The sequence below is a fragment of the Acinetobacter sp. FDAARGOS_558 genome, assembly GCF_003937785.1.
Taxonomy (GTDB): Bacteria; Pseudomonadota; Gammaproteobacteria; order Pseudomonadales; family Moraxellaceae; genus Acinetobacter; species Acinetobacter baumannii.
Genome location: NZ_RKJH01000001.1, coordinates 4,095,008 through 4,119,666, shown reverse-complemented (window position 1 = coordinate 4,119,666; position 24,659 = coordinate 4,095,008). Strand labels below are relative to the sequence as shown.

Here is a 24,659-nt window from a genome sequence, read left to right as displayed (position 1 = left end):
ATGTATAGTGAATTAATGCCATCATCATGGATATGACAATGACTCTACGTAATGATTGGACTCGTGAAGAAATCCAAGCTCTATATGAACAACCTTTTTTGGATTTAGTTTTTAAGGCTCAACAAGTACACCGTGAGCACTTCACTGCCAATACAATTCAGGTCAGCACCCTTTTATCTATTAAAACGGGTAAATGTCCTGAAGATTGCAAATATTGCTCTCAATCTGCACATTACGATTCAAAATTAGAAGCAGAAAAACGTATTGCTGTTGAAAAAGTAATTAGCGAAGCAAAAGCTGCAAAAGATTCAGGTTCATCTCGCTTTTGTATGGGTGCTGCTTGGCGTAACCCTCATGAGCGCGATATGCCTTATGTTTTAGAAATGGTACGTGAAGTTAAAGCACTAGGTATGGAAACCTGTATGACTTTAGGTATGCTTAATCAATCACAAGCAGAACGCCTAAAAGATGCTGGTTTAGACTATTACAACCATAACCTTGATACATCTCGCGAGTATTATTCCCACATCATCAGCACACGTACTTTTGATGATCGTTTGAATACTTTAGATTATGTCCGTCAAGCTGGTATGAAAGTATGTAGTGGCGGTATTGTTGGTTTAGGTGAAAGCCGTGAAGATCGCATTGGTTTGTTACATGAATTAGCAACCTTGCCTATTCATCCAGAATCTGTACCAATTAACATGCTTGTTCCAATTGAAGGTACACCATTAGCTGATGTTGAAAAACTAGATGTTATTGAATGGATTCGTACTATTGCGGTAGCACGTATCATTATGCCGCATAGTTATATTCGTTTATCTGCTGGTCGTGAATCTTTAAGTGACTCAGATCAAGCTTTAGCATTTATGGCGGGTGCAAACTCTCTGTTCTCTGGTGATAAATTACTTACGACGCCAAATACAGGTGAAGGTAAAGACCAAGCGTTATTTAATAAATTAGGGTTAACAGCTGAAAAGCCAAAACCAACTGTTTCTGAATTATCAGTAGATGCGATGAGTGCTTAACCTCATCAAAATTGAAAAGCCCTGATCATTCAGGGCTTTTTTCATTTATACAGAAGTGACTAATATGCCATAAGTAGCATTCAGAAAGGTTCCAACTCGAATAATATCTCTACCTGCCGCATGTGTAACCGATAATTCTTGGCTCAATACATCAAAGTGAAAAGATTCAAAAACATCTTGATGGTGTAAGAGCCAAGTCACTGTATCTGCTATATTATCATCTGCAATATAAGTTAAGGCTTTAAAGTCTTTACTCATAAATAACTCTTAAAAATAAATTTTATGAATTCTATATGAGTTCATTCTACCTTAAAAGAAAATCTAAGCAGCCTTCGGATTCACTAATGAACGCCCCGACAATAAGCTTGTTAACGCTTTAGGTGAAAACTCTAAAGAAAGTACATGATTCTTTAAATTGATTGAGTGGCTACTAATCAATGGTAAAAGGCCCTCTTCTGTTTCTAAAACATACTCATCCGCAATGTTTAGAATACCTTCTAGATTTGTTGTGCTAGAGGCTAGATCGTGGCTAAAGACATCATAAATTGTTTGTAAATTAAACGTCGTGTTCTGTTCAGTAGGATGTTTGAGTAAATAGTCTTTTAAAAACAAGACTAATTTATGAGCAAAGAAAAAATAATTCGGTTTATACGTGTATTTCATGTTGTTCATGGAACCAAACTCCAGATGATCTTTTATTGAATTACAACTAAAACACTAGGAATTAAACCTTAAAATTTTCTTAAAAAAATAAATATATTTACACGATATATAAAAATTAATTTTAATAATGAAAATCAACTAGTTAATTTATCCAAAAATATATAATTTATATAAAATTACAATAAAAAAATCAATTCTTAAAATTTAAAAAACTTAAATGAAAATTATTATCAAATTAATTTAAATAAAATAATTTCATGATATTTTACCATATGGTATAAATTAAAATAAAAACCGCATTTATCAATAAAAAACAACCAATCAAAATACATAAAAATATAATGTTATTCTTGTTTTTTACTTGAAAGGTGCTATATTTCCACCGCATTACTTGATCAGAATAAAAGCACTGAAGAGTAATAAAGCGATATTTATTGAATATTCTGGGGATTTTATGAAAAAATTTATTTTTATTGCGGCTAGTTCTCTTTTTAATATTGCAGCAGCACAAGCAGCTGATGGTACGATCACTATTAATGGTTTAGTAACTGATAATACGTGTACGATTGATACTGGTGATAAAAATCTCACTGTAAATTTACCAACAGTATCATCTCAATCTTTGAAAAATGCGGGCGATGTTGCTGGTCGTACACCTTTTCAAATCAATTTAACGAATTGTGCTTCAGTTGGTAAAGTCGCGACTTATTTTGAACCAGGCGCAACAGTTGATTTTAATACTGGTCGACTATTGAACCAAGCTACCTCTGGTGCAGCTGCCAATGTCAACATCCAATTATTGGGTAGCAACAATGCAGTAATTCCTGTAATTGCGAAAGGCGCTTCTGGTGCACAAGATAACTCACAATGGGTAAATGTTTCTGCTGGGGGGAATGCCGATCTTAATTATTATGCTGAATATTATGCAACTGGAGCATCTACAGCGGGTACTGTAACGTCACAAGTGAAATACACAATTATTTATCAATAAATTAAAACCAGCTTCTATTTTTAAATAGAAGCTATATCTCATCTATTATTTATTATTGAGAATATGACTCATGCTTTTTCGTGGTCGTAAATTTTTTTGGGGAATGACTTGTCTTCAAGCATTAATTGCTACTACAGGGCATGCCGAAATAGTACTTCATGGTACACGTGTAATCTATCCATCAGATGCTCGAGAAGTAAACTTACAACTCAGCAATAACGGTACAGCACCTTCCTTGGTTCAAGCTTGGATTGATGATGGAAACGCTAAATCAACTCCCGATGAAGCGAATGTCCCTTTTATCATTACACCACCTATTTCAAGAGTAGAACCCTCTAAAGGGCAAACTTTACGAATTACTGCACTACCTAATGCTTCTCAATTAAACCAAAATAAAGAAAGTGTATTTTGGCTTAATGTATTAGATATACCACCAAGGCCGGAAGGTAAAAAACAAGAAAATAATGAAGTATTAACCAATAATTTTCTTCAATTAGCGATACGTTCACGAATTAAGTTCTTTTATCGACCAGTAAGTCTAGAAGAAAATATTAATACATTAAGTGAAAAAATTCAGTGGGTAAAAAATGGTGAAAACTTGCTTATTAAAAACCCTACTCCCTTTTACATTACAATAAGCTCAGTTTTTCAAGAAATAAATCATCAAAAAACAGATTTATTAAAACAGGGTTTAATGCTTTCTCCTTTTTCAGAAGATCAAATAAAACTTAAAAATAGCAATATAACAAATATGAGCTTTGTTTATATAAATGATTATGGTGGAAGAATTGAACAAGTAATAAGGTTCTAAGCTTACCTACTTTTTAATTTAAACACCTACTCATGAACAGGCATAAAGACGATGTCAGAATGGTTCATATCCAGTATATGCTTTAAAAAGCGCACTACATATTATTTAGTATTGAGTCTCGCAATTAATATCCCCTTAACTATATATGCATCAGACAATATAAATAGGGAAAATATTTTAAAAGCTGACTTTGATACTAATTTTTTAGTGGGAAATGCACAGAAAATTGATATTGGTCGATTTAAGTACGGCAATCCTATTTTACCGGGTGAATATAGTCTTGACGTCTATATTAATGGGCAGTGGTTAGGAAAACGAAAGTTTGTTTTTAAAAGTACTCGTTCGAATGAGAATGCAAAGACCTGTTTTACCCCAGATATGCTTTTAGAATATGGAGTTAAACCAGAAATTTTTCATCATGAAGTAAGTAGTACCTTTACCTGTAATGACTTAGACAAGTGGGTTAACGATGCTTTTTATCAATTTGATACTTCTCGTCTGAGACTTGATATTTCAATACCGCAAGTAGCTTTACAAAAGAATGCTCAAGGGTATGTCGACCCACGTTTATGGGACCGTGGTATAAATGCAGCTTTTTTTGCATACAATGCTTCTGCCTATCGTATTGTAAATAATAACCATGAAACAAATCATGCGTTTATGGGTACAAATGTTGGTCTAAATCTCTATGATTGGCAATTACGCCATACTGGGCAGTGGAAATGGCAAGATCATAATGAAATACAAGAAAAGGTTTCTTCCTACACATCAAATAATACATATGCCCAAAAGGCTTTTCCCAAGCTCAATAGTGTTGTTACTTTAGGTGATTATTTTACCAATAATAATTTTTTTGATGCCCTACCTTATCGTGGGATTAACATATCAAGTGATGACCGCATGCTTCCTAACAGTATGCTCGGATATGCTCCCCAAATTCGAGGTTATGCCAAAACCAATGCAAAAGTAGAGGTGCGTCAGCAAGGAAATTTAATTTATCAAACGACTGTTACACCCGGAAGTTTTGAAATTAATGACCTTTATCCCACAGGCTTCGGTGGCGAATTACAAGTCTCTATATATGAAACAAATGGAGAAATCCAAAAGTTTTCTATTCCTTATGCTTCTGTCATTGAGATGCTAAGACCTAAAATGAGCCGATATTCTTTTACTTTGGGACATTTTAGAGATGCCAATATCAATCTAAAACCATGGCTAGTGCAAGGTAAATATCAAAGAGGTATTAATAACTATTTAACAAGCTATACAGGCTTTCAGGCAACTGAAAACTACCAGTCTTTTTTAATAGGTAGCGCATTTGCAACCCCAATCGGTGCAATTTCATTTGATGCAACTCAGTCGTCAGCTGAGTTCGAACAAAAGCCCACCCTTAAAGGGCGAAGTTATCGTTTAAGTTATAACCGACTATTTACTTCAACCAACACCAATTTAACTTTAGCTACGTATAAATATTCCACAGAAAATTATTTGAAATTACGCGATTCAATTTTAATTCGAGACTTGCAACAACAAGATATTGATAGCTTTTCCGTGGGGAAACAAAAAAGTGAATTTCAGATCACATTAAACCAAGGCCTTCCAAATCAATGGGGTAATTTTTATTTAGTAGGCTCGTGGATTAATTATTGGAACCAGCCTAATCGTAATCAACAATTCCAATTTGGATATAGCAATCAATTTAAAGATCTGACTTACAGTATTTCTGCAATTACTCATGAGCTTGACCAAGAAAATCAAAATTCTGGTCATGAAACTCAATATTTGTTGTCTTTATCTTTTCCACTTCAATTTAAAAAAAATACCGTTAATTTTAATAGTTCTATTTCAGAAGATAGCCGAACTTTAGGAATGAGTGGTTATATCGGAAACCGCTTTGATTATGGCTCATCAATTTCATATCAAGATCAAGGACAGACAAGCCTAAATATTAATGGCACCTACCGTACTAACTATACAACTATAGGCGCTTCTTTTGGTCAGTCCGATACATACCAACAAGAAATGATCAATTTAAATGGAAGCTTGGTCGCTCACTCACAAGGTATTTTATTTGGCCCAGACCAAGTACAGACCATGGTATTGGTATATGCGCCTCAAGCAACTGGTGCTCGAGTCGGCAATACCTCTGGTCTAAGCATTAATAAACAAGGTTATGCTGTCATTCCTTATGTAACCCCCTATCGCTTAAATGACATTAGCCTTGACCCTCAAGGGATGCCATCAACTGTTGAACTTACGGAAACAAGTCATCGTATTGCCCCGTATGCAGGATCAATCACTAAAGTTAACTTTTCAACAAAAACGGGATATGCAGTTTTTATTAGCACCCAAACACCTAATGGCGGCCATTTGCCATTTGCAGCACAAGTTTTTAATCAAAACAATGAAATAGTCGGAATGGTAGCCCAAGGTAGCCGGATTTATTTACGTACTCCCCTAACTCAAGATCATCTTTATGTGAAATGGGGACAAAGTAATAGTGAAGAATGTCAACTTGATTATGACATTCAATCAAAAATCTTACAGGAAAAACAATTAATTATTATGACAGAGGCAGTCTGCAAATGAAAAAAATGCTTATAAAGAGCGGTTTACTCATTACTAGTTTTTTTATTTATAACCAAACCTATGCCAACTGTACTTTAAGCAAGGGCTTTACCACAGTCGATATTCCAATGACGATTGGGACTATTGTAGTACGCCCGACCGATCCAATCGGAACAGTTCTCCAAAAGAATACTTTTACTATTTCACCCAATAATTCGACTGCAACTTGCAACCGTGCCAATGACCAAATTACAGCGGCACTTCCATTAAACTATCCTGTTAGCTCGATTGGAAATAATGTGTATGCAACCAATATTCCGGGTATAGGTATTCGACTTTATAGAGAGGCATTCGACTCTACAGATTTTTCTGGATATTACCCTTATAAACGCAGCTTGACTCCTAATACAACATATACGCTTTCACCAGGATATTTTGTCATGGAAGTGATTAAAACTGCTGCAACTACAGGTTCAGGTGCATTAGTTGCTGGTCGTTACAGTACCTATTATGTAACAGGACAACAAAATCGTCCTTTCTTAACAACTACAGTATTGAGCAGCTCCCCTATTCTTATTGCATCATCTTCTTGTGAAATTCAAAACGGTATAGATACGGTTGTTCAGCTTCCCACTGTGATGAAGTCAGGTTTTAGAGCCATTGGATCAACTCAAGGTGAGAAAAACTTTAATTTATCGATTCTTTGTAATGGTGGGGAAAATAACTCGGGTGTACCAACGAGTAATACACTGAGTTTAAGCTTTGACTACAATTCTGATACTTCAAATAGTCAGGTTATTAATAACAGTGCTGCTGACTCAACTAAAGCGAACGGAGTTGGTGTGGAATTGTTATGGAATATGAATGGCGCGAACAATCCTATTCGAAAAGGAAACAAACTAGATATTGGTACAGTAAGTTCTAACCAGACAGTACAGTACGATATTCCTTTAACGGCGCGTTATTATCAAACTGCTTCGAATGTAACAGCTGGTGAAGTCAAAGCTAATGCAACGGTAACGATCCAATATGATTAGTATTTCTTCTAAACACTAGATCTTAGTAGTAAGTAGTAGGCTTTATAGAATGAATAATTTTTAATTAATACTAAAAAAGTCAAATGATCACACACATTATTTTTTAAATTTTACTAATAAATAAATTAAAAAAATGCTCATAAGCGAAAAAAGCTAATGAGCATTAGTGATAACCACTTAACCTGAAATACAAATTGTGGGAAATAGATCACAATTTGCATGACTATAATTTCAAAATTTAGCTTAAATATCAAGTCTTTTTTTTAACAAAAGTTTGATAAATTTATTTAACCCCTTAATTTTAAATGAAAATAAGTTAAAAATAAAGTTTGCGATTTTCATTTTACAGGCTTTCTAAAGAATTATCATTCTATTAATTCAAAAAACATAAATTTTATATATACGAATGTATAGTAAAATTAAAAAGTGCTCAAATAGGAGGGTTTAGTTAAAAGTAAATATTATGTAATTCGATAAATTATAAAGCTTTACATAACCTATAAGAAAAAAAACAAACACATATCTGGAAATATTTTTCAATTACAGCCTAACTTCAAGTTTTTATTACAAAACCACATGCTCATTATTTGGAAAATATTTTGTATTTTATTATTAAGTTTAGGGGCTTTCGGAGTTGGTTTAGGTATTAGTTATTTAGATTTTTTCTTATTTTTTATTGGCTTACTTTTTTTGCTGTGTTTTTTTCTAGCCTTGAAGCAAGCAAGAGAAGATGCAGGAAGTTTTCCTGATGAATAAAAATTAATTAAGCTAATTGAAGTCAAGGCTTAAGCAATATTAAACACGAAAAGATTCAAAACAATCTAAAAGAAAATCCATCACTACCCTTACTGCAGGACTACTCCGCAGATCTTCATGAATTACTAACCAAATTTCAGCACTCATTGGGTCATCATCAGGTAATTTTACTAAATGACCTTGCTGGCCTAAAAAATCAGGTAGTACAGCTAAACCAACTGCTCCACAAGTAGCCCGCCATTGAAGCTCAGGATGATTCGTAACCATAACAGGCTCTTTATAATTTAACCGTTGTTTTAGCTTTTGCTGTTTTTGTCCTTGAACTCCACCAACTTCAACACTAATCCACCCATAGTTTTCTTCTTGTATAGCATCCAAATATTCTTGGGCTGCATATATGCCAAAAGGAACTTCACCAGCTTTACGCGCAATTAGATAATCATCTTTAGGGCGTCCAAAGCGAACTGCGATATCTGCTTCGCGATGCTGTAAGGAGGCATAATGAACATCACCGAGTATTCTCAATTGTAGCTCAGGATATTGACGATAAAACTTACCAAGATGAGGCATTACCAAATGTGCAGCCGTAGCTGGCGGTAGACTTACCGAAACTACTCCACTAATTTCCTGTTGTCCTGCCTGAGCCAGACGTTCAATAGAAAATGTTTCTTCCATCATACGTGTCACGATTTTGGCCAGACGCTCCCCCTCTGAAGTTAAAATATAAGTACGAGGTCTACGGTCCACTAATTTTAGTTTTAAATTATCTTCTAACTGGGCAATTCTTCTTGCAACAGTAGCATGGTCAACACCTAACTTTCTTGCAGCAGCTGAAAGTGTCTTCTCTTCAGAAAAAACTGAAAAGTAATGTAAATTTTCCCAATCAATCATTGTGCAAATTTTCACATCAGAGATGAATTAATATGGAATTGTACACCTTTATGTGATTACTCAGAATAAAGACATTCTTTTTCGGAGCCCAATCATGAATAAATCAATGGTGTATGCCTATACTGGTGTTGTAATCACAATGCTGTTTTGGGGCTCGGCATTTAATGCAATGTCTTATGTGATTCAATATATGCCACCTCTTTCAGCAGCAGCTGAACGTTTTACAATTGCAAGCCTTGGTCTATTTATTCTTTTTGCAGCTATAGGAAAGCTACGTTGGGCCGCATTACGGCAAAATTTAGCTATCTATCTTATTATTGGAATTATAGGTATTGCCGGTTTTAACCTAGGCTGTTTCTATGGTTTACAAACCACCTCAGCAGTCAATGGCGCTTTAATCATGGCCACAACACCTTTAATTACTTTATTGTTAACAATTTTACTTGATGGAGAAAAACTAACACTTAATAAGTCTATTGGTGTTGTATTTGGCTTAAGTGGTGTACTTTTTGTTATTAGTCATGGCCATATTTCAACGCTACTACATTTAAAAATAGCAATCGGTGACTTATTCATCTTACTAGGTGGTGTCAGTTTTTGTTTAGCGAATGTGCTATCACGCCGTTATGTAAAAAATGCTACACCTTTAGAGACCACAACCTTTTCCATGATGTTCGGTGCTTTGACTTTAATCATATTAAGTGTAATTTTTGAGCACCCTTCTCAAGCAATTGCTATGGCGCCTATCACTGCACACTTAGCTATGGGATACGTCATTATTTGTTCTACCATGATTGCTTATTTATTTTGGTTTAATGGTATTCAAAAACTAGGTGCAGGCCGAGCATCAATCTTTTTTAACTTTGTTCCGGTTTTTAGTATGTTAGTTGCCTTGTTAGCTGGTCAATCACTTAATATCTGGCAACTTATAGGCACAGCTTTAGTCATGCTTGGCGTGATGAGTAGTGGAGGATTTATTCAGATTAAACGTCCTGCACTTATAGCTAAGCCTTGCACAAAGTAATGATCACACAAATTCATCTTAATTATTGCGTTGTAACAAAGAATGTATGTTTCTTTAAAACTTAACAAATGGTTGCCATATATAGTTTTAAAACACAACAAGGAGAATTAAGATGAATTTGGATTTTACAACTATCGAAAAACAGGCCAAATTGCTAAAAGAAGAGCAAGAGAAACTAGAACAGCAAGATCATGATTTTCAGTTAGCTTTAGACAAGCATAGAGAATCATTAAAAAATTTATTTAAAGAACTTTTTCATGATCGAGAAATTAAAACAGAAAATGGAGGACAGTTTTGTGTAGTATTTGGTGATTTTAAAATATCTCTACTCATTGAAACAGCCAAATTCGAGAATGGTGTTCCTGTTAAATTAAATTCCGTTAATCCTATTATTGTTAAATTTAAAAAGGATAAGCCCGTTGCAAAAGCCCAATTTTCTGATGCAACCCAATATCTTGATAGTGGTTTTGAAACACCCCACTATCAGTACTATTACAAACACGCTGATAAAACACAATTAGTTCAATTTTCGGAGTTACCTGTATTTTTTCAAGCAATCCTTGATGCAGAAGTCTGATTATCTGCCCTCTATGGAGGGCTTTTTTATAAACTGAATTTACGGATCAAACAGACTCATCTTTATAAAAATAGTCATAACATCAGTTTCGTTTTCTCAACTCGTTTTAATTTACAAACAAAAAAATTTTAAGGTATCGGCTCAAAAAACCATTTGCTTCTTTCTCAAATAACTTGTATATACATGTTTGTATTTGTTTATACATAAATGGATCTAATAATAGAAAAGCTCTTAAAGGATAAGGAGAGTGTTATGGACTCATCAGCTGGGAAATCGAAAAGCGGATTTGTTGAAAACCGAAGTATTGACTTTATTCCTGAAAATGAAAGGCATGGCAGTATATTTGCCCAATTTACGCTTTGGTTCGGGGCCAATTTACAGATTACAGCTATTGTTACAGGTGCATTAGCCGTCGTATTAGGTGGTGATGTATTTTGGTCAATCATTGGCCTCTTTATTGGACAATGCTTTGGTGCTGCCGTCATGGCTTTACACGCAGCTCAAGGTCCAAAACTCGGCCTCCCACAAATGATTTCGAGTCGAGTCCAATTTGGGGTATATGGTGCCTGTATCCCCATCATTCTTGTTTGTCTTATGTATATTGGCTTTACGGCCACTGGTGAGGTACTCGCTGGTAAAGCAATTGCTCATCTAGCACAGATGAGTAATACAACAGGTATTTTAATCTATGCTTGTTTTATTATTATATTTGCGACAATTGGCTATCGTTTAATTCATTGGGTAGGCAAAGTTGCAAGTGTTATTGGTTTAATTGCTTTTGTTATTATTTTAACTCAAATTTTAGCTCTCTCTAATATTTCAGAATTGCTTGCTGTACGGCATTTTAGCTGGTCATCATTTTTATTAGCAGTTTCTCTTTCTGCTTCTTGGCAAATTTCATTTGGACCTTATGTAGCAGATTATTCTCGTTATCTTCCTACAAAAACATCTTCAACACGCGTATTTTGGGCAGTTGGGCTTGGGTCTTTAATAGGCTCCCAAATTTCAATGATGCTCGGTGTATTTATTGCTCAAGTCTCGAATGGTGGTTTTGTTGGCAATGAAGTTCAGTACGTTGTAGGCATGAATCCAATCGCTCTTGTGATTACTTTTTTATATTTTAGTATTGCGTTCGGAAAGGTCACTTTATCTACACTTAATGCTTATGGCAGTTTTATGTGTATTGCGACCATTTGGAACAGTTTTAAGCCAAGTGCTCAAATTTCAAAATTAACGCGACTTACAATTGTTCTTGCAATGGTAATTATCTCAACATTTATTGCAGTTGTAGGTGAACATACTTTTTTAAGCGCATTCAAATCTTTTATTTTGTTTCTTCTTACATTTTTCATTCCTTGGAGTGCAATTAATTTAGTTGATTACTATTTTATTTCTAAAGAAGAATGTGATGTAGATGCTTTATATAACCCAAATGGTAAATATGGCCGCTGGAACACAATCGGGATCGCTTGTTATTGTATTGGTATCTTACTTCAGTTGCCCTTTATTGATAGTAAATTCTATAAAGGACAAATTGCCGAAATGTTGGGTGGAGTCGATTTATCCTGGTTAGTGGGATTGTTATCCACTGCAGTTTTATATTATGTACTTGCCAAAAGAGCTCAAATAAAAATTTCAAAAGCTCTTCAACTTGAACGAGTAAAATAATGTTAAGACGAGATATCAAAGTCTAAAATAATACTTTGATATCTCATTAATATTTTTCTACTGTTGAGCAGTACTTGGTTGTGCAGAGGCAGGCAATCCAAATAACTTATCGAATGTCCAATTAAATATGAATGTATAAATTGGAATGATAATAATAAATGCAACATCTAACCAAAATGCAGCAACAAGAGAAATATTCATCCACCACGCAATAAGCGGAATTAAGAATATTACTAAAGTAATTTGAAATCCGATCGCATGCGCAATTCTTCGTTTAACCGTACGCGACTTACTTTCTTGGCGAGCCTCCCATTTTTCATAAAGAATGTTATAGATAAAGTTCCACGTTACCGCAATAGTAGTAATCATCACTGAAAGTGGCCCAGTGTGCTCTACACTATCTCCGGCCAAAAGAGCCAAACCTACTGATGAAATCACCATTCCAATAATTTCATATGAAGAAACATAAACAATACGACGTTTTAAACCTTGCATAATCTTTCAACTTTTATCACTTCTTTTTATTTTAGTTTCAGTTAAAATCACATATAAAGTTAACAGCTTTCAGTTCTACTGATATCAAAATGAATTTTAATAGTGAAAATATCGAACTTTTCTTAACCGTATTAGATACTGGATCTTTCTCGGCCGCGGCACGAAAGTTAAATCGAGTGCCATCAGCAGTGAGTATGGCAATTGCCAATATTGAAGCAGAACTTGGTTATCACTTATTTGAACGTACACACCGCAAAGTTATTCCTACCGCGGCGGCTTTAGCATTGGAACCTCAAGCCCGTATTATTGCTGAACAGCTTAGGCTATTAGCTACGCATGCTTATGAACTTTCACTTGGTCTTGAAAGTAAATTAAAAATAGGTGTGGTTTCAGATGCGAATACTGAATTACTTTTTAAAGCCATAAAGCAACTAGCAGAGAAGTTTCCTCTTCTTAACCTAGAAATTATTACAGCTCCTCAAGATGATATTCTAAATTTACTTTATACAGAAAATATTAGCCTTTGCCTTGCAGGTTCAAACCTCAATATAAAAATGCGTGAAAGCTTACAATTAGTAATGACAGAAACAGTTGTTGCTACTATCTCTGCTCATCATCCGTTTTTAAAAGAACAGAATAAGTTAAACACGATTGAAGAGTTAATTAATATTCGGCAAATTGTGGTCGCGAGTAGTGAGCTGGATATGGAAGACTCACGTTCAATCATTGGAGCAATGTACTGGAAAACGAATAGCTTACAAACAGCAATTAATATGGTCGAAGCTGGCTTAGGATGGGGAAATTTTCCCTTATCTTTGGTAAAAGAAAAGATTGAACAAGGCCACTTAGTTCAATTAGATTTTAAAAATACGAAAAATCATTTGCCTTTATCTATTTATCTTATTTGGCTTCAAGATAAACCGTTATCGAAAGCAGCCAGAGAGCTTGTCCAGATTGTTCAAGCAAACTTATCTCAAAATTATCATTAAAAAACCGCCATTTAGACGGTTTTTTTAGGAGCTATTTAGATTTATTAGACTCTATAACTTTTTCATCATAATGCTTATAACAATAGCCAAACATTGCGCCTGCACTGAAGAAAAACATTGCTTTAAACATGATGACACTCCTATGCCTTATTGATTGAAAGTTAAACTTAGCATTTAGCCATGTTTCACTTTGAGTACTATTTAAATCAGTTTTGTTCATAATGAAAAATTACGTGACAATCTTTTTCAATTTATTAAAAACACTTATTTTATTGATTTTATTATATTAATTTTCATAAAAACGAGAACTCTATGATTAAATTAAAGAAAGCAAAAAGCCTATTCATGATGAATAGGCTTCTTACTGTATTTCAGGACTAAGCAATAATAATAATTATCAAAAATACTCTACTACTGTATAAATTCCAAGTGTTTTAGTCAAGTATAAAATTGATCAATTACAAAAGGTTGTAGAAAATGAGAAACAATCTTCATTCTAGGTTTTATCCATAAAACTTACTTTAAATTTATACTATTTTTGACCCTGTACGGCTTCTATTTCTAGCTTTGAAAGTACAAAATTTTATAGATTAATATTGATAGATTTAATAAGTTCATCTCGATAGGGACCAAGAATAATTTGCTCAACCTTGTTCATTCTATTACGCATATCCTGAGCATGAGCAATATTCTTAACGTCTAGCTTTTCTTCATACTGATCTGTTCTTTTGCTAGCTAATGGTTTATTAGTTAAATGATTTAACACAAAATAAAATGTTCTACGTAGATCTTGAAAAGTAAAAGAAAGATTACATTGCTCATTAATTTTTTTTCTAAATTTCGAAATATTAATAATATGACCAGATTCAGATTTTACAGATGGAAAAACCCACTCTCCTTTATTTTGTATTCTTCGTTTTTTCATCAGATGCCAAAGAAAGTTTCCCATATAAATTTTATAGTACACATTATTATATGGATTTATAAAAGAAAGAGTTCCTTCCTCTAAATCTATATTTTTCCAATGTAAAGATTCACACTCATTCCTAAAAAGCCCTGTTAATATAAGTGTTAATAAAAAATCCTTATTTGTTTCATTTTCCTGTCCCCTACCTTTATATTCAATAATTGCTTGCACCCACTTGGTTAGATTATCCACATCGATATAGTTTCTTCGAGGTGGAATTTCTTCCCAGAGCTGTTTCTTCTTTAACAAATTAACCGGGTTTATCCTTGGTATAATTACTTCACAATTTTTATTTTGATAATACATAATTGAAAAACGATAGACCGCTCTAAGTAAACGCATAGATAAATTAGCTTTTGCATAACTATACTGAGATAGCTGAATATACTTTTCTTCAATCCTCTGTTCAGTAATATCAATCAGTTTAAGTTCACTTAAGTCTATTAAATATTTTTCTATAACTTCTCTATAGTCGGCTAATGTCCTTTCTTTTAACTCGTGGTGATTTATATATACTTGGAAAGCTTCTTTGAGATAAGGCTGATCAATTTTCTCATTTAAACTATTTTTTAATATTTTATTATTTTTAATGCTTAAAGGGTTTGAGTCAGTTAACTCTTTTAACTTCTGCTGTGCAAGTATACGGGCGTCTTCAACAGTAATTTTTTCATAATCCCCTAATTTACAACGAATTGATTTTCCCTTTACTTTCTTCTCCACAATGTAAGTTTTATAAGAGTTATTTACACGAATAGCAAAGCCAATAATCTCACTGTCACGATAAATAGCCGGTGTGAGTTCAAGTTGATCGATAAATGACTTAGTTAGCTTTACTCGTGAAGTGCTCATAAGCTAGAATCCCTATCGCTTGTGATAATTAACAATATAGCAAAATATTTTTCAGGTCTACTGCTGCTACTTTTGAAAAATACTTGTGTTTAATAAAAAAATTGATTAGTATTGCAGGCACTGAAAAGCCTTGAGATTAAAAGCTTTTCTGATTATAGGGCCTATAGCTCAGTCGGTTAGAGCAGCGGACTCATAATCCGTTGGTCCACAGTTCGAGTCTGTGTGGGCCCACCAAATACAAACCCCAAAAACTTTAAGTTTTTGGGGTTTTTTAACTTTAGATATTTTTAAAATATAGCCAAATATCACTTCATTATTCAAAAATTGTTCAATTAAACGTTAAAAGTCTTTTCCAATTTCCATATTGTTGAGCTTTCTTTTTCAACCTTTGGGACTGTTATATATGTTTGAGTTGATTATTTGACCTGATCTTAAGCTAAATTTTGTTTCAAGATTGATTTCGAGTTTTCCATTTGAACATCCCAAAACTTTTCCCATAAATCACAGTATTCGAGGCATAGGTTTTCTAAATAAGTGTAGTCTTCTTCTGTACAAGCTTGCATTAAAATAAACCATAGATCTTCTTCATGATCGTCATCTGCTGCCTCAGCAGTTTCATCTTCAGATACTCCATGCACATGGTAATAGCCACCACCCTCGACCGCTATACCTACAGCACTGGTTGCTTTTCGTAAAGGTGGACTGTACAAAATAACTTCTTCTTCAGCTACAGCTAATAAAGCAGAAACGGCTTTATAGTCTTTATAGGAATTTTCTAGAAACTCTCTCACCTGATGTGCAATTTCAGTTGGTTGATAACTCTGGCGCTCTTCCTCCGTTACTTCAAAATCATCAAGGACATCTTCAAATAAAGGATAATGTGCATATTCTGGGTTACCTTGATAATAACCGTCTTTGTCGGTCCCAGGCCGAAACCCAAACTCATCAAATATGTTAAGACTCAAAAGACAGCGCGGAAACATCTTTGCACCTGCATGCAACCTAGGTTCTAACTGCTTTGTCTGGTATTGAGCCATTAATAAAGCATCTGTAAAAGTTTGTACGATTGCATGGCGATACTCTAAATGAATACGCTTTAAGTTTTCTTTATTAATTTCACCGTTATTTAAAGTTTCTATTGCAGGATGATGAGATACTGGATGTTTCGCGATCTTGGCTCTTAATTGATTTAAAAAATTAAGATTTTTGTCCCAAAGTTCAGCTGAAATGCTTTGTTTCATCCCTGCAAGTGCTTTTTTCCTAGGATTATTAAAGTCCTCAAATTTTTTAGGCATAATCCACTCTCATTAAACTTATTAATTTTTTAAATTTCCGTATTCTGTTTTTAAAACAAATAGTTAAGTTAAAAATAAGACTCTTTTGTTGAAAATTCATATTAGAATTAAAATTCTATTAAATCAAATAGAATATTTAAAAAATTTAAAAATAATCTTGAGTAGCTTTTATAATATTCGCTTGAATAAAATTATGTTTTTGATTATGATTAATTTGATTAAAATTTTAAAATCTATATCAAGTAATAATTAGTTTCAATTATATGGAAATGTAATGTCAAAAAAAGAAGATATTATAAATACTGCTTTAGAACTTTTTAACCAAATTGGTTACAACGCTACAGGAGTAGACAAAATTATTGCTGAATCAAATGTAGCCAAGATGACTTTCTACAAATATTTTCCTTCTAAAGAAAGTTTAATCATGGAGTGCCTACATCATCGAAATATTAATATACAAAATTCAATTTATGAAAAATTAAGCTTACATCCAGATGTGAGTCCAATTGAGAAAATACATCTAATTTTTAATTGGTATATTGACTGGATTAATAGTGAGAATTTTAATGGTTGCCTATTCAAAAAGGCTTTTATTGAAGTGTCTAAACAATACACCTCAATTCGTGAACCATTTCAAGAATATACAAACTGGCTTATAAATTTATTAAATAGTTTATTAGTAGAGCTAGATATTAAAGACCCTACTCCACTTACTCATATCATCATTTCAATTATTGATGGTATTATTATTGATGGGACAATTGATAAAGATCTGATTGATCCCTCTAAGAAATGGCAATATATTGAATACTTGATTAAAACTGAAAATCCTTAATACTTCTAATATATACAATAATATTTTAAAAATTCAATTATATATTTTTCTATTATAAAATTAGAATATAATATTCAAAAATATTTTTAAATTAAAATAAATAAAATTTGTTTGGAAGATAATTTTCTACCTTTTTAGACAAACTCATATTAGAATTCTGCAACCTTATTGTCTCCCACATCTCTATGAAAAAGTTTTTAGGCAATTCTATCTTCAAAGCAGTTGGTTGGACCTATGATGCAGATCCTACAATTCTTGAGAAAAAACAAGTTATTATCGGTTTTGAACATACTTCTAACCTTGATGCGATCTTATCAATCGCTTTGTTTCAAATATTAGATTTAAAAATTCATACACTAATAAAAAAAGAACTTTTCAAAGGTCCAATGAAGCCTATTCTTGAAAAGCTAGGTGGCATTCCCGTAGACCGAAAAGCAAGCAAAGATATCGTCTCTCAAATGGTCGAAAAATTCCAAAGTAGCGATACATTTAACCTAGTAATTGCACCTGAAGCAACGCGTGCCAAAGATGGATCGGAACGCAAACCTATTCGTACTGGTTTTTGGCATATTGCTAAGGCAGCAAATGTTCCAATTGTACTGATGTATGCAAATGCAAGAACCAAAAAAGGCGGTATTTTAGGTAAGATTTATCCTACGGATTTACAGAAAGATCTTGAAACGATTAAAGAACTTTATGCGCAATATGATATTGATGTGAAAATTAACTAGCTAACTCTCTCATGAAGTTTGAGCCTATATTTTTATGTAAATTTAGGCTCTCTGAGCTTATTTAATTGGCTAACAAAACGTAAGGCAACAGTTTTCAAGAAAACCATGCCTATGCTAATATTCTGTCACTTTTGCATTTTTTAATTTTTGGAGTTCACTTCCATGGCGGGTCATTCTAAATGGGCCAATATTAAGCATCGTAAAGCGAAACAAGATGCCAGTCGCGGTAAAGTTTTTACTAAATATATTCGTGAAATTGTCACTGCTGCAAAACTTGGTGGTGCAGATCCTGCCAGTAACCCTCGCCTTCGTGCTGTTGTCGAAAAAGCGCTTTCTGTCAACATGACACGAGATACCATTAACCGTGCAATTCAACGTGGTGTGGGTGGTGAAGATAATGATGATTTAAAAGAAGTAACCTACGAAGGTTATGGTGTAGGTGGTGTTGCTGTTCTTGTTGAAACAATGACAGACAACCTGAACCGTACAGTTCCAGATGTTCGCCATTGTTTCAGCAAAACTAATGGTAACTTAGGTACCGCAGGTTCTGTTGCTTACCTATTTACCAAACGTGGTGAGATTACTTTTGACGATGTTTCTTTAGAAGATAAGATCATGGACGTTGCTTTAGAAGCTGGTGCAGAAGATATTGAAGTTTCAGAAGATGAAATTTTAGTAATCACTTCTCCAGAGACTTTTGGTGAGGTTCAAGATGCTCTTGCAGCTGCTGGTTTAAAATCAGACAATGCTGAAGTAGTGATGAGCCCTTCTACTAAAGCAGAAATCACTGATATTGATCAAGCTAAACAAGTGATGAAACTCATTGATATGCTTGAAGATTTAGACGATGTACAAAACGTTTATACAAACGTTGAGTTTAGTGATGAAGTTTTAGCGCAACTTGATGCCTAAGACGAGAAAACGCACCAACTGGTGCGTTTTTTTATACTTTATTTAATAAGTTATAACAGTTAAATACATTGTATTCTTTAATGACAAAGCTCGAATGCAGAGCAACGACATTATCAATTTTACCAATCCGTCTTAATAAAATTTCGCTGTAGTCGTCCATATTACGTGCAACTAATTCAAGAATAAAATCGGCGCTTTGACCAGTCACCAAAAAAGCATTTGTTACTTCAGGAATGGCTTCAATTTCAGAAAGAAATTTATCAAATGTCTCACTATCATGCTTGCTTAAAGAGACTTGTAGCAAAATATGCAAAGTAAAACCCAATTTGCTAAAGTTAATTTCTCTTTTGAGTTGCCCCATGATATTAGCTTCAATCAAGTGTTTAATTCGGCGATGAACAGAACTAACTGAAAGATTAATCCGTTCTGAAAGCTCATTCAAATTCAGGTCTTCATGAGACAAAATTTCCAGAATTTGTTTATCAAAACGGTCTAACTCCATTCTTTGCTCCAATTAACACGCTTTATAAATTACAGTATATCCTAAAGCTAAGCCTACTTTGGAAATCAAATATCATTAAAAGAGAGAATAAAGCTTTACCACCCTCTTAACTTAACTTTTGCTTGTTAACTGTGCAGTAGTATAACGTTCATAGCGCATTTTCAATTGCTTATAGCCTATAACTCTTCAATGATTTAATTAGTATATGAATAAAAACATATTTAATTTTTAAAAATTTTATAATTTCTTAATTAAAATCAATGAGTTTAAATAATTTTAAAAAGTTGGCACTCTTTTTGTTATGCACATATTGGAAATCTTTTATATCCAATGTGGGGAATGCCTGTGAAAAATATCAAACCATTAATTCTTGCAATAAGCACTATTAGCTTAACTAGTGTAGTTATGCCAGCTCATGCTGCTACTGATGCAGAAGTAGATGCTTTACGTAAAGAAGTCAGTGAGTTAAAGCAACTGGTCCAGCAATTATCAAATCAGCAAAAAGCGGTAACTGTAGTAAATACTCCAACAGTGCCGCCAACTACAATTGCAGCAAGCTCACCCGTTCCTCAGAGCAAACCGGGTTGGATGCAAATGCCTGATGGCCAAACGCAAGTCAAGCTTTATGGGAATGTCCGTGTAGATGCAACCTATGACTTTAAGGGGACAAATGGCAGCATTTCAAATGGTGCTAACTATCCTTTGAATAAAGATGACCCAAGACAGGACTCCTTAAATGTATCTGCAGCAACTACACGCATTGGGTTAGATCTTACTCGACCTACACAATACGGCGATTTAACAGGCAAAATTGAAGCCGATTTTATGGGAGGCAATGGCGATAATGGCAGTGGAACTTTCCGTGTACGCCATGCCTATATGTCTTTAGGCAAATGGTTAGCTGGTCAAACCACTTCACCTTTCGTCAATACAGATACTTCTCCGGAAACACTAGACTTTACCGGTGCAGTAGGTACAGGAACCACACGTACTGTACAGGTTCGCTATACTCAACCAATTAATGCTCAACAAAAAATATTAGTTGCCTTAGAAGGTGGTGATGTTGAAAAAGTGAGTAATGCTGCTGGAGGGAGCCGTTTCCCTGCTTTAACTACACGCTACGACTTCAAAACAGCCGATAATAAAGGTCTATTACAGTTACATGGTCTTGCCCATGAAAATCGAGTAGCGCCTAAAGATAGTTCATCTGAAGAAAAATTTGGCTGGGGTGTAGGCATCGGTGGCAAGTACGATATCAAGCCTCAGGATAGTGTCGTTGCCAACTATTATCATGTTAAAGGTGATGGCCGCTATTTATCTTATAGCAACTCTGCGTATGCATACGATACGACTACTCAAGATATCAACTTAGGTGAATTCGATAGTGCGGTGATCGGCTACCAACGGAAATGGAGCCCTATTTTCCGCTCTACTTTCGCAATAGGCGGTATTCAATATAAAGATGATAACGTCTATGCAAATAACAATTTAACCAATACTAGCTATAACAAAGAAATTTATAACGCTTTGGTCAACTTAATCTGGAATCCGGTTAAAAATATTGATTTAGGTGCAGAATATACTTACGGCCAGCGTGAAACTTTTGCAGGTGATAAAGGTGATTACTCACGCATAAATTTATTAGCAAAATATAATTTCTAAAATTTAGATGTAAAAAAAGAGCCACTCATGGCTCTTTTTTATTGTCACAATTAGTGCATTGCCTGAATTTTTTCCAAGAAAATTTTAGCGCGCTCATGACGTGCTTCTAAATTATCAAAGAATTCATGGGTTGGGCAATCTTCAAGAATTTTACCTTCATCCATAAAAATTAAACGGTTAGATACGCGTTTTGCAAAGCCCATTTCATGTGTTACACACATCATAGTCATACCTTCATGAGCAAGTTGCACCATCACTTCAAGAACCTCACCTACCATTTCAGGGTCGAGTGCCGAAGTAGGTTCATCAAACAACATACAGATTGGGTCCATTGATAAGCCACGGGCAATAGCAACACGCTGTTGCTGACCACCAGAAAGTTGCCCTGGAAATTTATCCTTATGGGCAAGCAGACCTACACGTTCTAAATATTTAAGACCTTTTTCACGCGCTTCTGCAACTGAACGTTTTAAAACTTTTACTTGGGCAATGGTTAAATTTTCCAAAACAGTCATGTGAGGAAAAAGTTCAAAATGCTGGAACACCATTCCTACCCGAGAACGGAACTTTGCAAGATCAGTTTTCGGATCTTTTAATGAAACCCCATCAACAATAATGTCACCTTGCTGAAACGGCTCTAAAGCATTTACAGTTTTGATGAGCGTTGATTTGCCTGAACCGGATGGCCCACAAACAACAACGACATCACCTTTTTCAATACTCGTCGTGCAATCTGTTAAAACCTGAAAATCACCATACCATTTAGAGATATGTTGGATGTCTATCATTGGCATTTAAAATCTCCAATTAGCGAATGATGGCAATTTTTTTCTGCAAACGTTTGACTAATTGCGATAGCACAAACGAGCTACAGAAATACACCACAGCGACGATTAAATAGAATGTTGCTTTCGTTTCAGGACCATAGGTATTAGCCAAAGTATCTGCACGACCTAAGAAGTCTGGTGCACTAATGACATAAACTAATGACACATCCTGAAATAAAATGATGGTTTGAGTAAGTAATACCGGAAGCATATTGCGAAAGGCCTGCGGTAACACCACATAACGCATGGATTGTCCATAGGTAAAACCTAAAGCGTAGCCTGCATTGACTTGCCCTTTTGAAATAGACTGAATACCCGAACGTACAATTTCCGAGAAAAACGCAGCTTCAAAAATGGCAAAAGTCACAACGCTGGAAAATAATGGCCCCCAATACGTATCTGATTGAAACTCAAATATCTTTGGCAACAAGAAATAAAAAATAAAAATAACCTGAATTAATGGGATACCACGGAATAAATCTACATAGAACTTGGCAAAGTTACTTGCAAGGGCGTTGTTGGATAAACGCATCATTGCCAAAGGAGTTCCAATGAGGATGCCCCCCATCATTGCAAGCACGGTTACGGTAAGTGTAAAAATAAATCCTTCTTTTAATGCCGCAATAACATCAGGATTATGCAATAGAGAAAAATCCATAATTATTTTCCTCCCGAGCCTAAACCTGGTACAGCCATGCGTTTTTCAATCCATGCCATTATAAATTTAATGGTGTATGTAATGATTAAATAGACAGGTGTAGACAGAATAAGAATGATAATGTCCTGTGAAGTCTCTTCACGCATGGTTTTGGTATAAGCAAAGAAATTTAAAACACTTAAGGCATATAAAACTGCCGAGTTTTTAAAGACGTTCATTGCTTCTGACGTAATCGTTGGCCATACCGTACGGTACGCAACTGGCAAAATCACATAACGATAACTTTGAGCGGTGGTAAATCCCATAGCCGATGCCGCGAACTTTTGACCACGAGAAACCGTGTTAATTCCTGCTCTAACATGCTCCGAAACACGCGCCGCAGTATAAAGGCCTAAAGCAAAAACACCGATAACAGCGGGTTGTTGATTTAAAATGTTTTTCCACCATCCCCCTGCTACAACATCTCCACTTCCTGCACTTAAACTGTCCGGTAAGAACTCCGGAAAAACAAAAGCCCAGAAGAATAACTGTACAATTAATGGAATATTACGGAATATTTCGACATAGCAGTTGCCGATAAAAGCAAGTGGTTTATTGGGTAAAGTACGAATTACCCCAAGGAGAGAACCTAATAAAAATGCGATAAGAAAGGCTACAATGGCAGTCCAAACCATAGTAAAGACACCAGAACCTAACATTTGTAACCATGTGGGCGCCTCAGCATAGGCATTGTAGCTAGAACTACCAATAACCTTACAAACTGATTCTGCCCATGCGGCTTTATCGACACCATATTCATTAGACTCCGCACAGAATATAGTCCAGTTTAGTGAGCCGACTGACATGTTTGCCCCTTAAATTAATATCTTTAGAAAATAGACCACTTGTGCAAATGAATTTTTACACCTGCACAAGTAAATTTAGGACAAAAAGATCCAGTTAGATTCCTGCATCTGTTGGGTGAGCTTTGAGTTTTTTATAAGATGAACTTTGTTGCATGTTCAAATTAGTATTTTTCGGTGGAATTGGCGATAAGAACCATTTTTTATATAAAGCATCCATTTGACCAGTTTTCCATAAGTTATTTACAGTACGGTCAGCAATTGCTTTAAATTTTGGATCATCTTTTGCAATCATAATGCCATAAGGTTCTGATGAAAGTACTGGACCAACAATTGCAAATGCTTTAGGTGTAGAAGACTTAGCAATTAAGCCTGCTAAAATATTATCATCCATTACAAATGCAGCAGCGCGTCCAGATGCCATCATGGCAAAAGAGTCAGCATGGTCTTTACCATAAATATTTTGTACATTAATTGCTTGGCCTTTTTCATTCATCTTAATGTACTTGTCAGATGTAGTACCTTGAGTCGTAACAACTGCTTTACCATTTAAGTCTGCCAAACTTTTAATACCAGAGTTTGCTTTAACAGCCATGCGTACTTCTGTTGCATAGTAGTTAGTTGAGAAACCCACTTGTTGCTGACGCTGTTTAGAGTTTGTGGTGGTACCACATTCCATATCAATATTGCCCGCTAAAAGCTCAGGAATACGTGTTGATGAAGTTACTGCCTTGTATTCAACTTTTAAACCAGGCATTTTCAATTCTTTTTTAATATCATTTGCAAACTGGTTACAAATGTCGACTGCATAACCTACTGGTTTACCTGCAACAACATATGAAATCGGGTCAGACGATTCTCGATGGCCAATAACGATTTTCCCAGTACTTTTAATTTTAGCTAATGTATCTGCTGCCTGAATTTGAGAAGTAGCACCAACCGTACAAAGCATAACTGTTGAAACAATGAGAGAGGTTGCAGAACGTTTCATAAGAACTCCTTGATGATCATTCCCTCTATTTGTCTACAGAATCATTCATATAGAGAAATAGAGTGATTTATTATTAAATTGCAATTATCG

Annotated in this window: 25 protein-coding genes and 1 tRNA gene; 15 read left to right on the top strand and 11 right to left on the bottom strand. The window is 34.7% G+C overall.

Annotated elements, in window-relative coordinates:
- Positions 1–38: 38 nt before the first annotated feature.
- Positions 39–1,028, top strand: a complete 990-nt coding sequence (bioB, locus tag EGT34_RS19885) for a biotin synthase BioB (protein WP_000175363.1) — start codon at positions 39–41, stop codon at positions 1,026–1,028.
- Positions 1,029–1,073: 45 nt separating this feature from the next.
- On the opposite strand, the gene EGT34_RS19880 is transcribed toward bioB, so the two are convergent.
- Together EGT34_RS19880 and EGT34_RS19875 are read right to left on the bottom strand one after the other, a co-directional pair.
- Positions 1,074–1,286 (bottom strand): hypothetical protein, encoded by a 213-nt coding sequence (locus EGT34_RS19880; protein WP_000030991.1) that lies wholly within the window; start codon positions 1,284–1,286, stop codon positions 1,074–1,076.
- Between the two features lie 63 nt (positions 1,287–1,349).
- Positions 1,350–1,700: a hypothetical protein gene (locus EGT34_RS19875; RefSeq protein WP_001061891.1), complete on the bottom strand. Its 351-nt coding sequence runs from the start codon at positions 1,698–1,700 to the stop codon at positions 1,350–1,352.
- 445 nt (positions 1,701–2,145) lie between these two features.
- On the opposite strand from EGT34_RS19875, the gene EGT34_RS19870 reads away from it, so the two are divergent.
- The 5 genes from EGT34_RS19870 (at position 2,146) to EGT34_RS19845 (ending at position 7,854) form a co-directional block, all read left to right on the top strand.
- Complete coding sequence (locus EGT34_RS19870) at positions 2,146–2,682, top strand: fimbrial protein (RefSeq protein WP_000713424.1); 537 nt, start codon at positions 2,146–2,148, stop codon at positions 2,680–2,682.
- 70 nt (positions 2,683–2,752) lie between these two features.
- Complete coding sequence (locus EGT34_RS19865) at positions 2,753–3,493, top strand: molecular chaperone (RefSeq protein WP_000898902.1); 741 nt, start codon at positions 2,753–2,755, stop codon at positions 3,491–3,493.
- Between the two features lie 51 nt (positions 3,494–3,544).
- Positions 3,545–6,082, top strand: coding sequence for a fimbria/pilus outer membrane usher protein (locus EGT34_RS19860; protein ID WP_031979490.1), 2,538 nt, complete (start codon positions 3,545–3,547; stop codon positions 6,080–6,082).
- The gene (locus EGT34_RS19855) at positions 6,079–7,098 is read left to right on the top strand and encodes a fimbrial protein (RefSeq protein WP_000738468.1); all 1,020 of its coding nucleotides are present in this window, start codon (positions 6,079–6,081) and stop codon (positions 7,096–7,098) included. Before EGT34_RS19860 ends, EGT34_RS19855 begins: the two co-directional genes overlap by 4 nt.
- Before the next feature lie 576 nt (positions 7,099–7,674).
- A complete protein-coding gene (locus EGT34_RS19845; RefSeq protein WP_000905609.1) occupies positions 7,675–7,854 on the top strand; it encodes a hypothetical protein in 180 nt (59 codons plus the stop codon).
- Between the two features lie 39 nt (positions 7,855–7,893).
- On the opposite strand, the gene EGT34_RS19840 is transcribed toward EGT34_RS19845, so the two are convergent.
- Complete coding sequence (locus tag EGT34_RS19840) at positions 7,894–8,745, bottom strand: LysR family transcriptional regulator (RefSeq protein WP_000568099.1); 852 nt, start codon at positions 8,743–8,745, stop codon at positions 7,894–7,896.
- 94 nt (positions 8,746–8,839) lie between these two features.
- On the opposite strand from EGT34_RS19840, the gene EGT34_RS19835 reads away from it, so the two are divergent.
- From EGT34_RS19835 to EGT34_RS19825, 3 genes are all read left to right on the top strand, one after another.
- A complete protein-coding gene (locus EGT34_RS19835; RefSeq protein WP_001043467.1) occupies positions 8,840–9,769 on the top strand; it encodes a DMT family transporter in 930 nt (309 codons plus the stop codon).
- Between the two features lie 112 nt (positions 9,770–9,881).
- Positions 9,882–10,346: a hypothetical protein gene (locus EGT34_RS19830; protein ID WP_001046931.1), complete on the top strand. Its 465-nt coding sequence runs from the start codon at positions 9,882–9,884 to the stop codon at positions 10,344–10,346.
- Between the two features lie 252 nt (positions 10,347–10,598).
- Positions 10,599–12,014, top strand: a complete 1,416-nt coding sequence (locus EGT34_RS19825) for a purine-cytosine permease family protein (protein WP_000378378.1) — start codon at positions 10,599–10,601, stop codon at positions 12,012–12,014.
- A gap of 57 nt (positions 12,015–12,071) precedes the next feature.
- Here EGT34_RS19825 and EGT34_RS19820 read toward each other — a convergent pair whose 3' ends face one another.
- Positions 12,072–12,509, bottom strand: a complete 438-nt coding sequence (locus EGT34_RS19820; protein WP_001161756.1) for a PACE efflux transporter — start codon at positions 12,507–12,509, stop codon at positions 12,072–12,074.
- Between the two features lie 89 nt (positions 12,510–12,598).
- Here EGT34_RS19820 and EGT34_RS19815 point away from each other — a divergent pair, with 89 nt between their 5' ends.
- Positions 12,599–13,498 (top strand): LysR family transcriptional regulator, encoded by a 900-nt coding sequence (locus EGT34_RS19815; RefSeq protein WP_001010559.1) that lies wholly within the window; start codon positions 12,599–12,601, stop codon positions 13,496–13,498.
- 583 nt (positions 13,499–14,081) lie between these two features.
- Here the strand turns inward: EGT34_RS19815 and EGT34_RS19810 are convergent.
- Positions 14,082–15,314 (bottom strand): integrase family protein, encoded by a 1,233-nt coding sequence (locus EGT34_RS19810; RefSeq protein WP_000108031.1) that lies wholly within the window; start codon positions 15,312–15,314, stop codon positions 14,082–14,084.
- 157 nt (positions 15,315–15,471) lie between these two features.
- On the opposite strand from EGT34_RS19810, the gene EGT34_RS19805 reads away from it, so the two are divergent.
- Positions 15,472–15,548, top strand: a tRNA-Ile gene (locus tag EGT34_RS19805).
- 197 nt (positions 15,549–15,745) lie between these two features.
- Here the strand turns inward: EGT34_RS19805 and EGT34_RS19800 are convergent.
- Positions 15,746–16,609, bottom strand: a complete 864-nt coding sequence (locus tag EGT34_RS19800) for a hypothetical protein (RefSeq protein ID WP_001124719.1) — start codon at positions 16,607–16,609, stop codon at positions 15,746–15,748.
- 274 nt (positions 16,610–16,883) lie between these two features.
- Between EGT34_RS19800 and EGT34_RS19795 the strand changes: the two genes are divergently transcribed.
- From EGT34_RS19795 to EGT34_RS19785, 3 genes are all read left to right on the top strand, one after another.
- On the top strand, positions 16,884–17,444 hold the full coding sequence (locus EGT34_RS19795; RefSeq protein ID WP_002047279.1) for a TetR/AcrR family transcriptional regulator: 561 nt from the start codon (positions 16,884–16,886) through the stop codon (positions 17,442–17,444).
- Between the two features lie 185 nt (positions 17,445–17,629).
- Positions 17,630–18,175 (top strand): 1-acyl-sn-glycerol-3-phosphate acyltransferase, encoded by a 546-nt coding sequence (locus EGT34_RS19790; protein ID WP_000713973.1) that lies wholly within the window; start codon positions 17,630–17,632, stop codon positions 18,173–18,175.
- A gap of 162 nt (positions 18,176–18,337) precedes the next feature.
- On the top strand, positions 18,338–19,087 hold the full coding sequence (locus tag EGT34_RS19785; protein ID WP_000907230.1) for a YebC/PmpR family DNA-binding transcriptional regulator: 750 nt from the start codon (positions 18,338–18,340) through the stop codon (positions 19,085–19,087).
- 31 nt (positions 19,088–19,118) lie between these two features.
- Here EGT34_RS19785 and EGT34_RS19780 read toward each other — a convergent pair whose 3' ends face one another.
- A complete protein-coding gene (locus tag EGT34_RS19780) occupies positions 19,119–19,589 on the bottom strand; it encodes an Lrp/AsnC family transcriptional regulator (RefSeq protein ID WP_000418050.1) in 471 nt (156 codons plus the stop codon).
- 345 nt (positions 19,590–19,934) lie between these two features.
- Between EGT34_RS19780 and EGT34_RS19775 the strand changes: the two genes are divergently transcribed.
- Entirely contained in the window at positions 19,935–21,251 is a 1,317-nt protein-coding gene (locus EGT34_RS19775; RefSeq protein ID WP_192899024.1) for a DcaP family trimeric outer membrane transporter, read from the top strand.
- 50 nt (positions 21,252–21,301) lie between these two features.
- On the opposite strand, the gene EGT34_RS19770 is transcribed toward EGT34_RS19775, so the two are convergent.
- From EGT34_RS19770 to EGT34_RS19755, 4 genes are all read right to left on the bottom strand, one after another.
- A complete protein-coding gene (locus EGT34_RS19770; RefSeq protein ID WP_001132006.1) occupies positions 21,302–22,045 on the bottom strand; it encodes an amino acid ABC transporter ATP-binding protein in 744 nt (247 codons plus the stop codon).
- A gap of 13 nt (positions 22,046–22,058) precedes the next feature.
- Entirely contained in the window at positions 22,059–22,736 is a 678-nt protein-coding gene (locus EGT34_RS19765; protein ID WP_000347804.1) for an amino acid ABC transporter permease, read from the bottom strand.
- 2 nt (positions 22,737–22,738) lie between these two features.
- Positions 22,739–23,581 (bottom strand): amino acid ABC transporter permease, encoded by an 843-nt coding sequence (locus EGT34_RS19760; protein WP_000110649.1) that lies wholly within the window; start codon positions 23,579–23,581, stop codon positions 22,739–22,741.
- A gap of 94 nt (positions 23,582–23,675) precedes the next feature.
- Complete coding sequence (locus EGT34_RS19755; RefSeq protein ID WP_000830363.1) at positions 23,676–24,569, bottom strand: amino acid ABC transporter substrate-binding protein; 894 nt, start codon at positions 24,567–24,569, stop codon at positions 23,676–23,678.
- Positions 24,570–24,659 lie beyond the last annotated feature (90 nt).

Excerpts from the sequence above, each read along its gene's own strand:
- bioB (WP_000175363.1), top strand. The coding sequence starts at position 39 with ATGACTCTACGTAATGATTGGACTCGTGAAGAAATCCAAGCTCTATAT.
- EGT34_RS19880 (WP_000030991.1), bottom strand. The coding sequence starts at position 1,286 with ATGAGTAAAGACTTTAAAGCCTTAACTTATATTGCAGATGATAATATA.
- EGT34_RS19875 (WP_001061891.1), bottom strand. The coding sequence starts at position 1,700 with ATGAACAACATGAAATACACGTATAAACCGAATTATTTTTTCTTTGCT.
- EGT34_RS19870 (WP_000713424.1), top strand. The coding sequence starts at position 2,146 with ATGAAAAAATTTATTTTTATTGCGGCTAGTTCTCTTTTTAATATTGCA.
- EGT34_RS19865 (WP_000898902.1), top strand. The coding sequence starts at position 2,753 with ATGCTTTTTCGTGGTCGTAAATTTTTTTGGGGAATGACTTGTCTTCAA.
- EGT34_RS19860 (WP_031979490.1), top strand. The coding sequence starts at position 3,545 with ATGTCAGAATGGTTCATATCCAGTATATGCTTTAAAAAGCGCACTACA.
- EGT34_RS19855 (WP_000738468.1), top strand. The coding sequence starts at position 6,079 with ATGAAAAAAATGCTTATAAAGAGCGGTTTACTCATTACTAGTTTTTTT.
- EGT34_RS19845 (WP_000905609.1), top strand. The coding sequence starts at position 7,675 with ATGCTCATTATTTGGAAAATATTTTGTATTTTATTATTAAGTTTAGGG.
- EGT34_RS19840 (WP_000568099.1), bottom strand. The coding sequence starts at position 8,745 with ATGATTGATTGGGAAAATTTACATTACTTTTCAGTTTTTTCTGAAGAG.
- EGT34_RS19835 (WP_001043467.1), top strand. The coding sequence starts at position 8,840 with ATGAATAAATCAATGGTGTATGCCTATACTGGTGTTGTAATCACAATG.
- EGT34_RS19830 (WP_001046931.1), top strand. The coding sequence starts at position 9,882 with ATGAATTTGGATTTTACAACTATCGAAAAACAGGCCAAATTGCTAAAA.
- EGT34_RS19825 (WP_000378378.1), top strand. The coding sequence starts at position 10,599 with ATGGACTCATCAGCTGGGAAATCGAAAAGCGGATTTGTTGAAAACCGA.
- EGT34_RS19820 (WP_001161756.1), bottom strand. The coding sequence starts at position 12,509 with ATGCAAGGTTTAAAACGTCGTATTGTTTATGTTTCTTCATATGAAATT.
- EGT34_RS19815 (WP_001010559.1), top strand. The coding sequence starts at position 12,599 with ATGAATTTTAATAGTGAAAATATCGAACTTTTCTTAACCGTATTAGAT.
- EGT34_RS19810 (WP_000108031.1), bottom strand. The coding sequence starts at position 15,314 with ATGAGCACTTCACGAGTAAAGCTAACTAAGTCATTTATCGATCAACTT.
- EGT34_RS19800 (WP_001124719.1), bottom strand. The coding sequence starts at position 16,609 with ATGCCTAAAAAATTTGAGGACTTTAATAATCCTAGGAAAAAAGCACTT.
- EGT34_RS19795 (WP_002047279.1), top strand. The coding sequence starts at position 16,884 with ATGTCAAAAAAAGAAGATATTATAAATACTGCTTTAGAACTTTTTAAC.
- EGT34_RS19790 (WP_000713973.1), top strand. The coding sequence starts at position 17,630 with ATGAAAAAGTTTTTAGGCAATTCTATCTTCAAAGCAGTTGGTTGGACC.
- EGT34_RS19785 (WP_000907230.1), top strand. The coding sequence starts at position 18,338 with ATGGCGGGTCATTCTAAATGGGCCAATATTAAGCATCGTAAAGCGAAA.
- EGT34_RS19780 (WP_000418050.1), bottom strand. The coding sequence starts at position 19,589 with ATGGAGTTAGACCGTTTTGATAAACAAATTCTGGAAATTTTGTCTCAT.
- EGT34_RS19770 (WP_001132006.1), bottom strand. The coding sequence starts at position 22,045 with ATGCCAATGATAGACATCCAACATATCTCTAAATGGTATGGTGATTTT.
- EGT34_RS19765 (WP_000347804.1), bottom strand. The coding sequence starts at position 22,736 with ATGGATTTTTCTCTATTGCATAATCCTGATGTTATTGCGGCATTAAAA.
- EGT34_RS19760 (WP_000110649.1), bottom strand. The coding sequence starts at position 23,581 with ATGTCAGTCGGCTCACTAAACTGGACTATATTCTGTGCGGAGTCTAAT.
- EGT34_RS19755 (WP_000830363.1), bottom strand. The coding sequence starts at position 24,569 with ATGAAACGTTCTGCAACCTCTCTCATTGTTTCAACAGTTATGCTTTGT.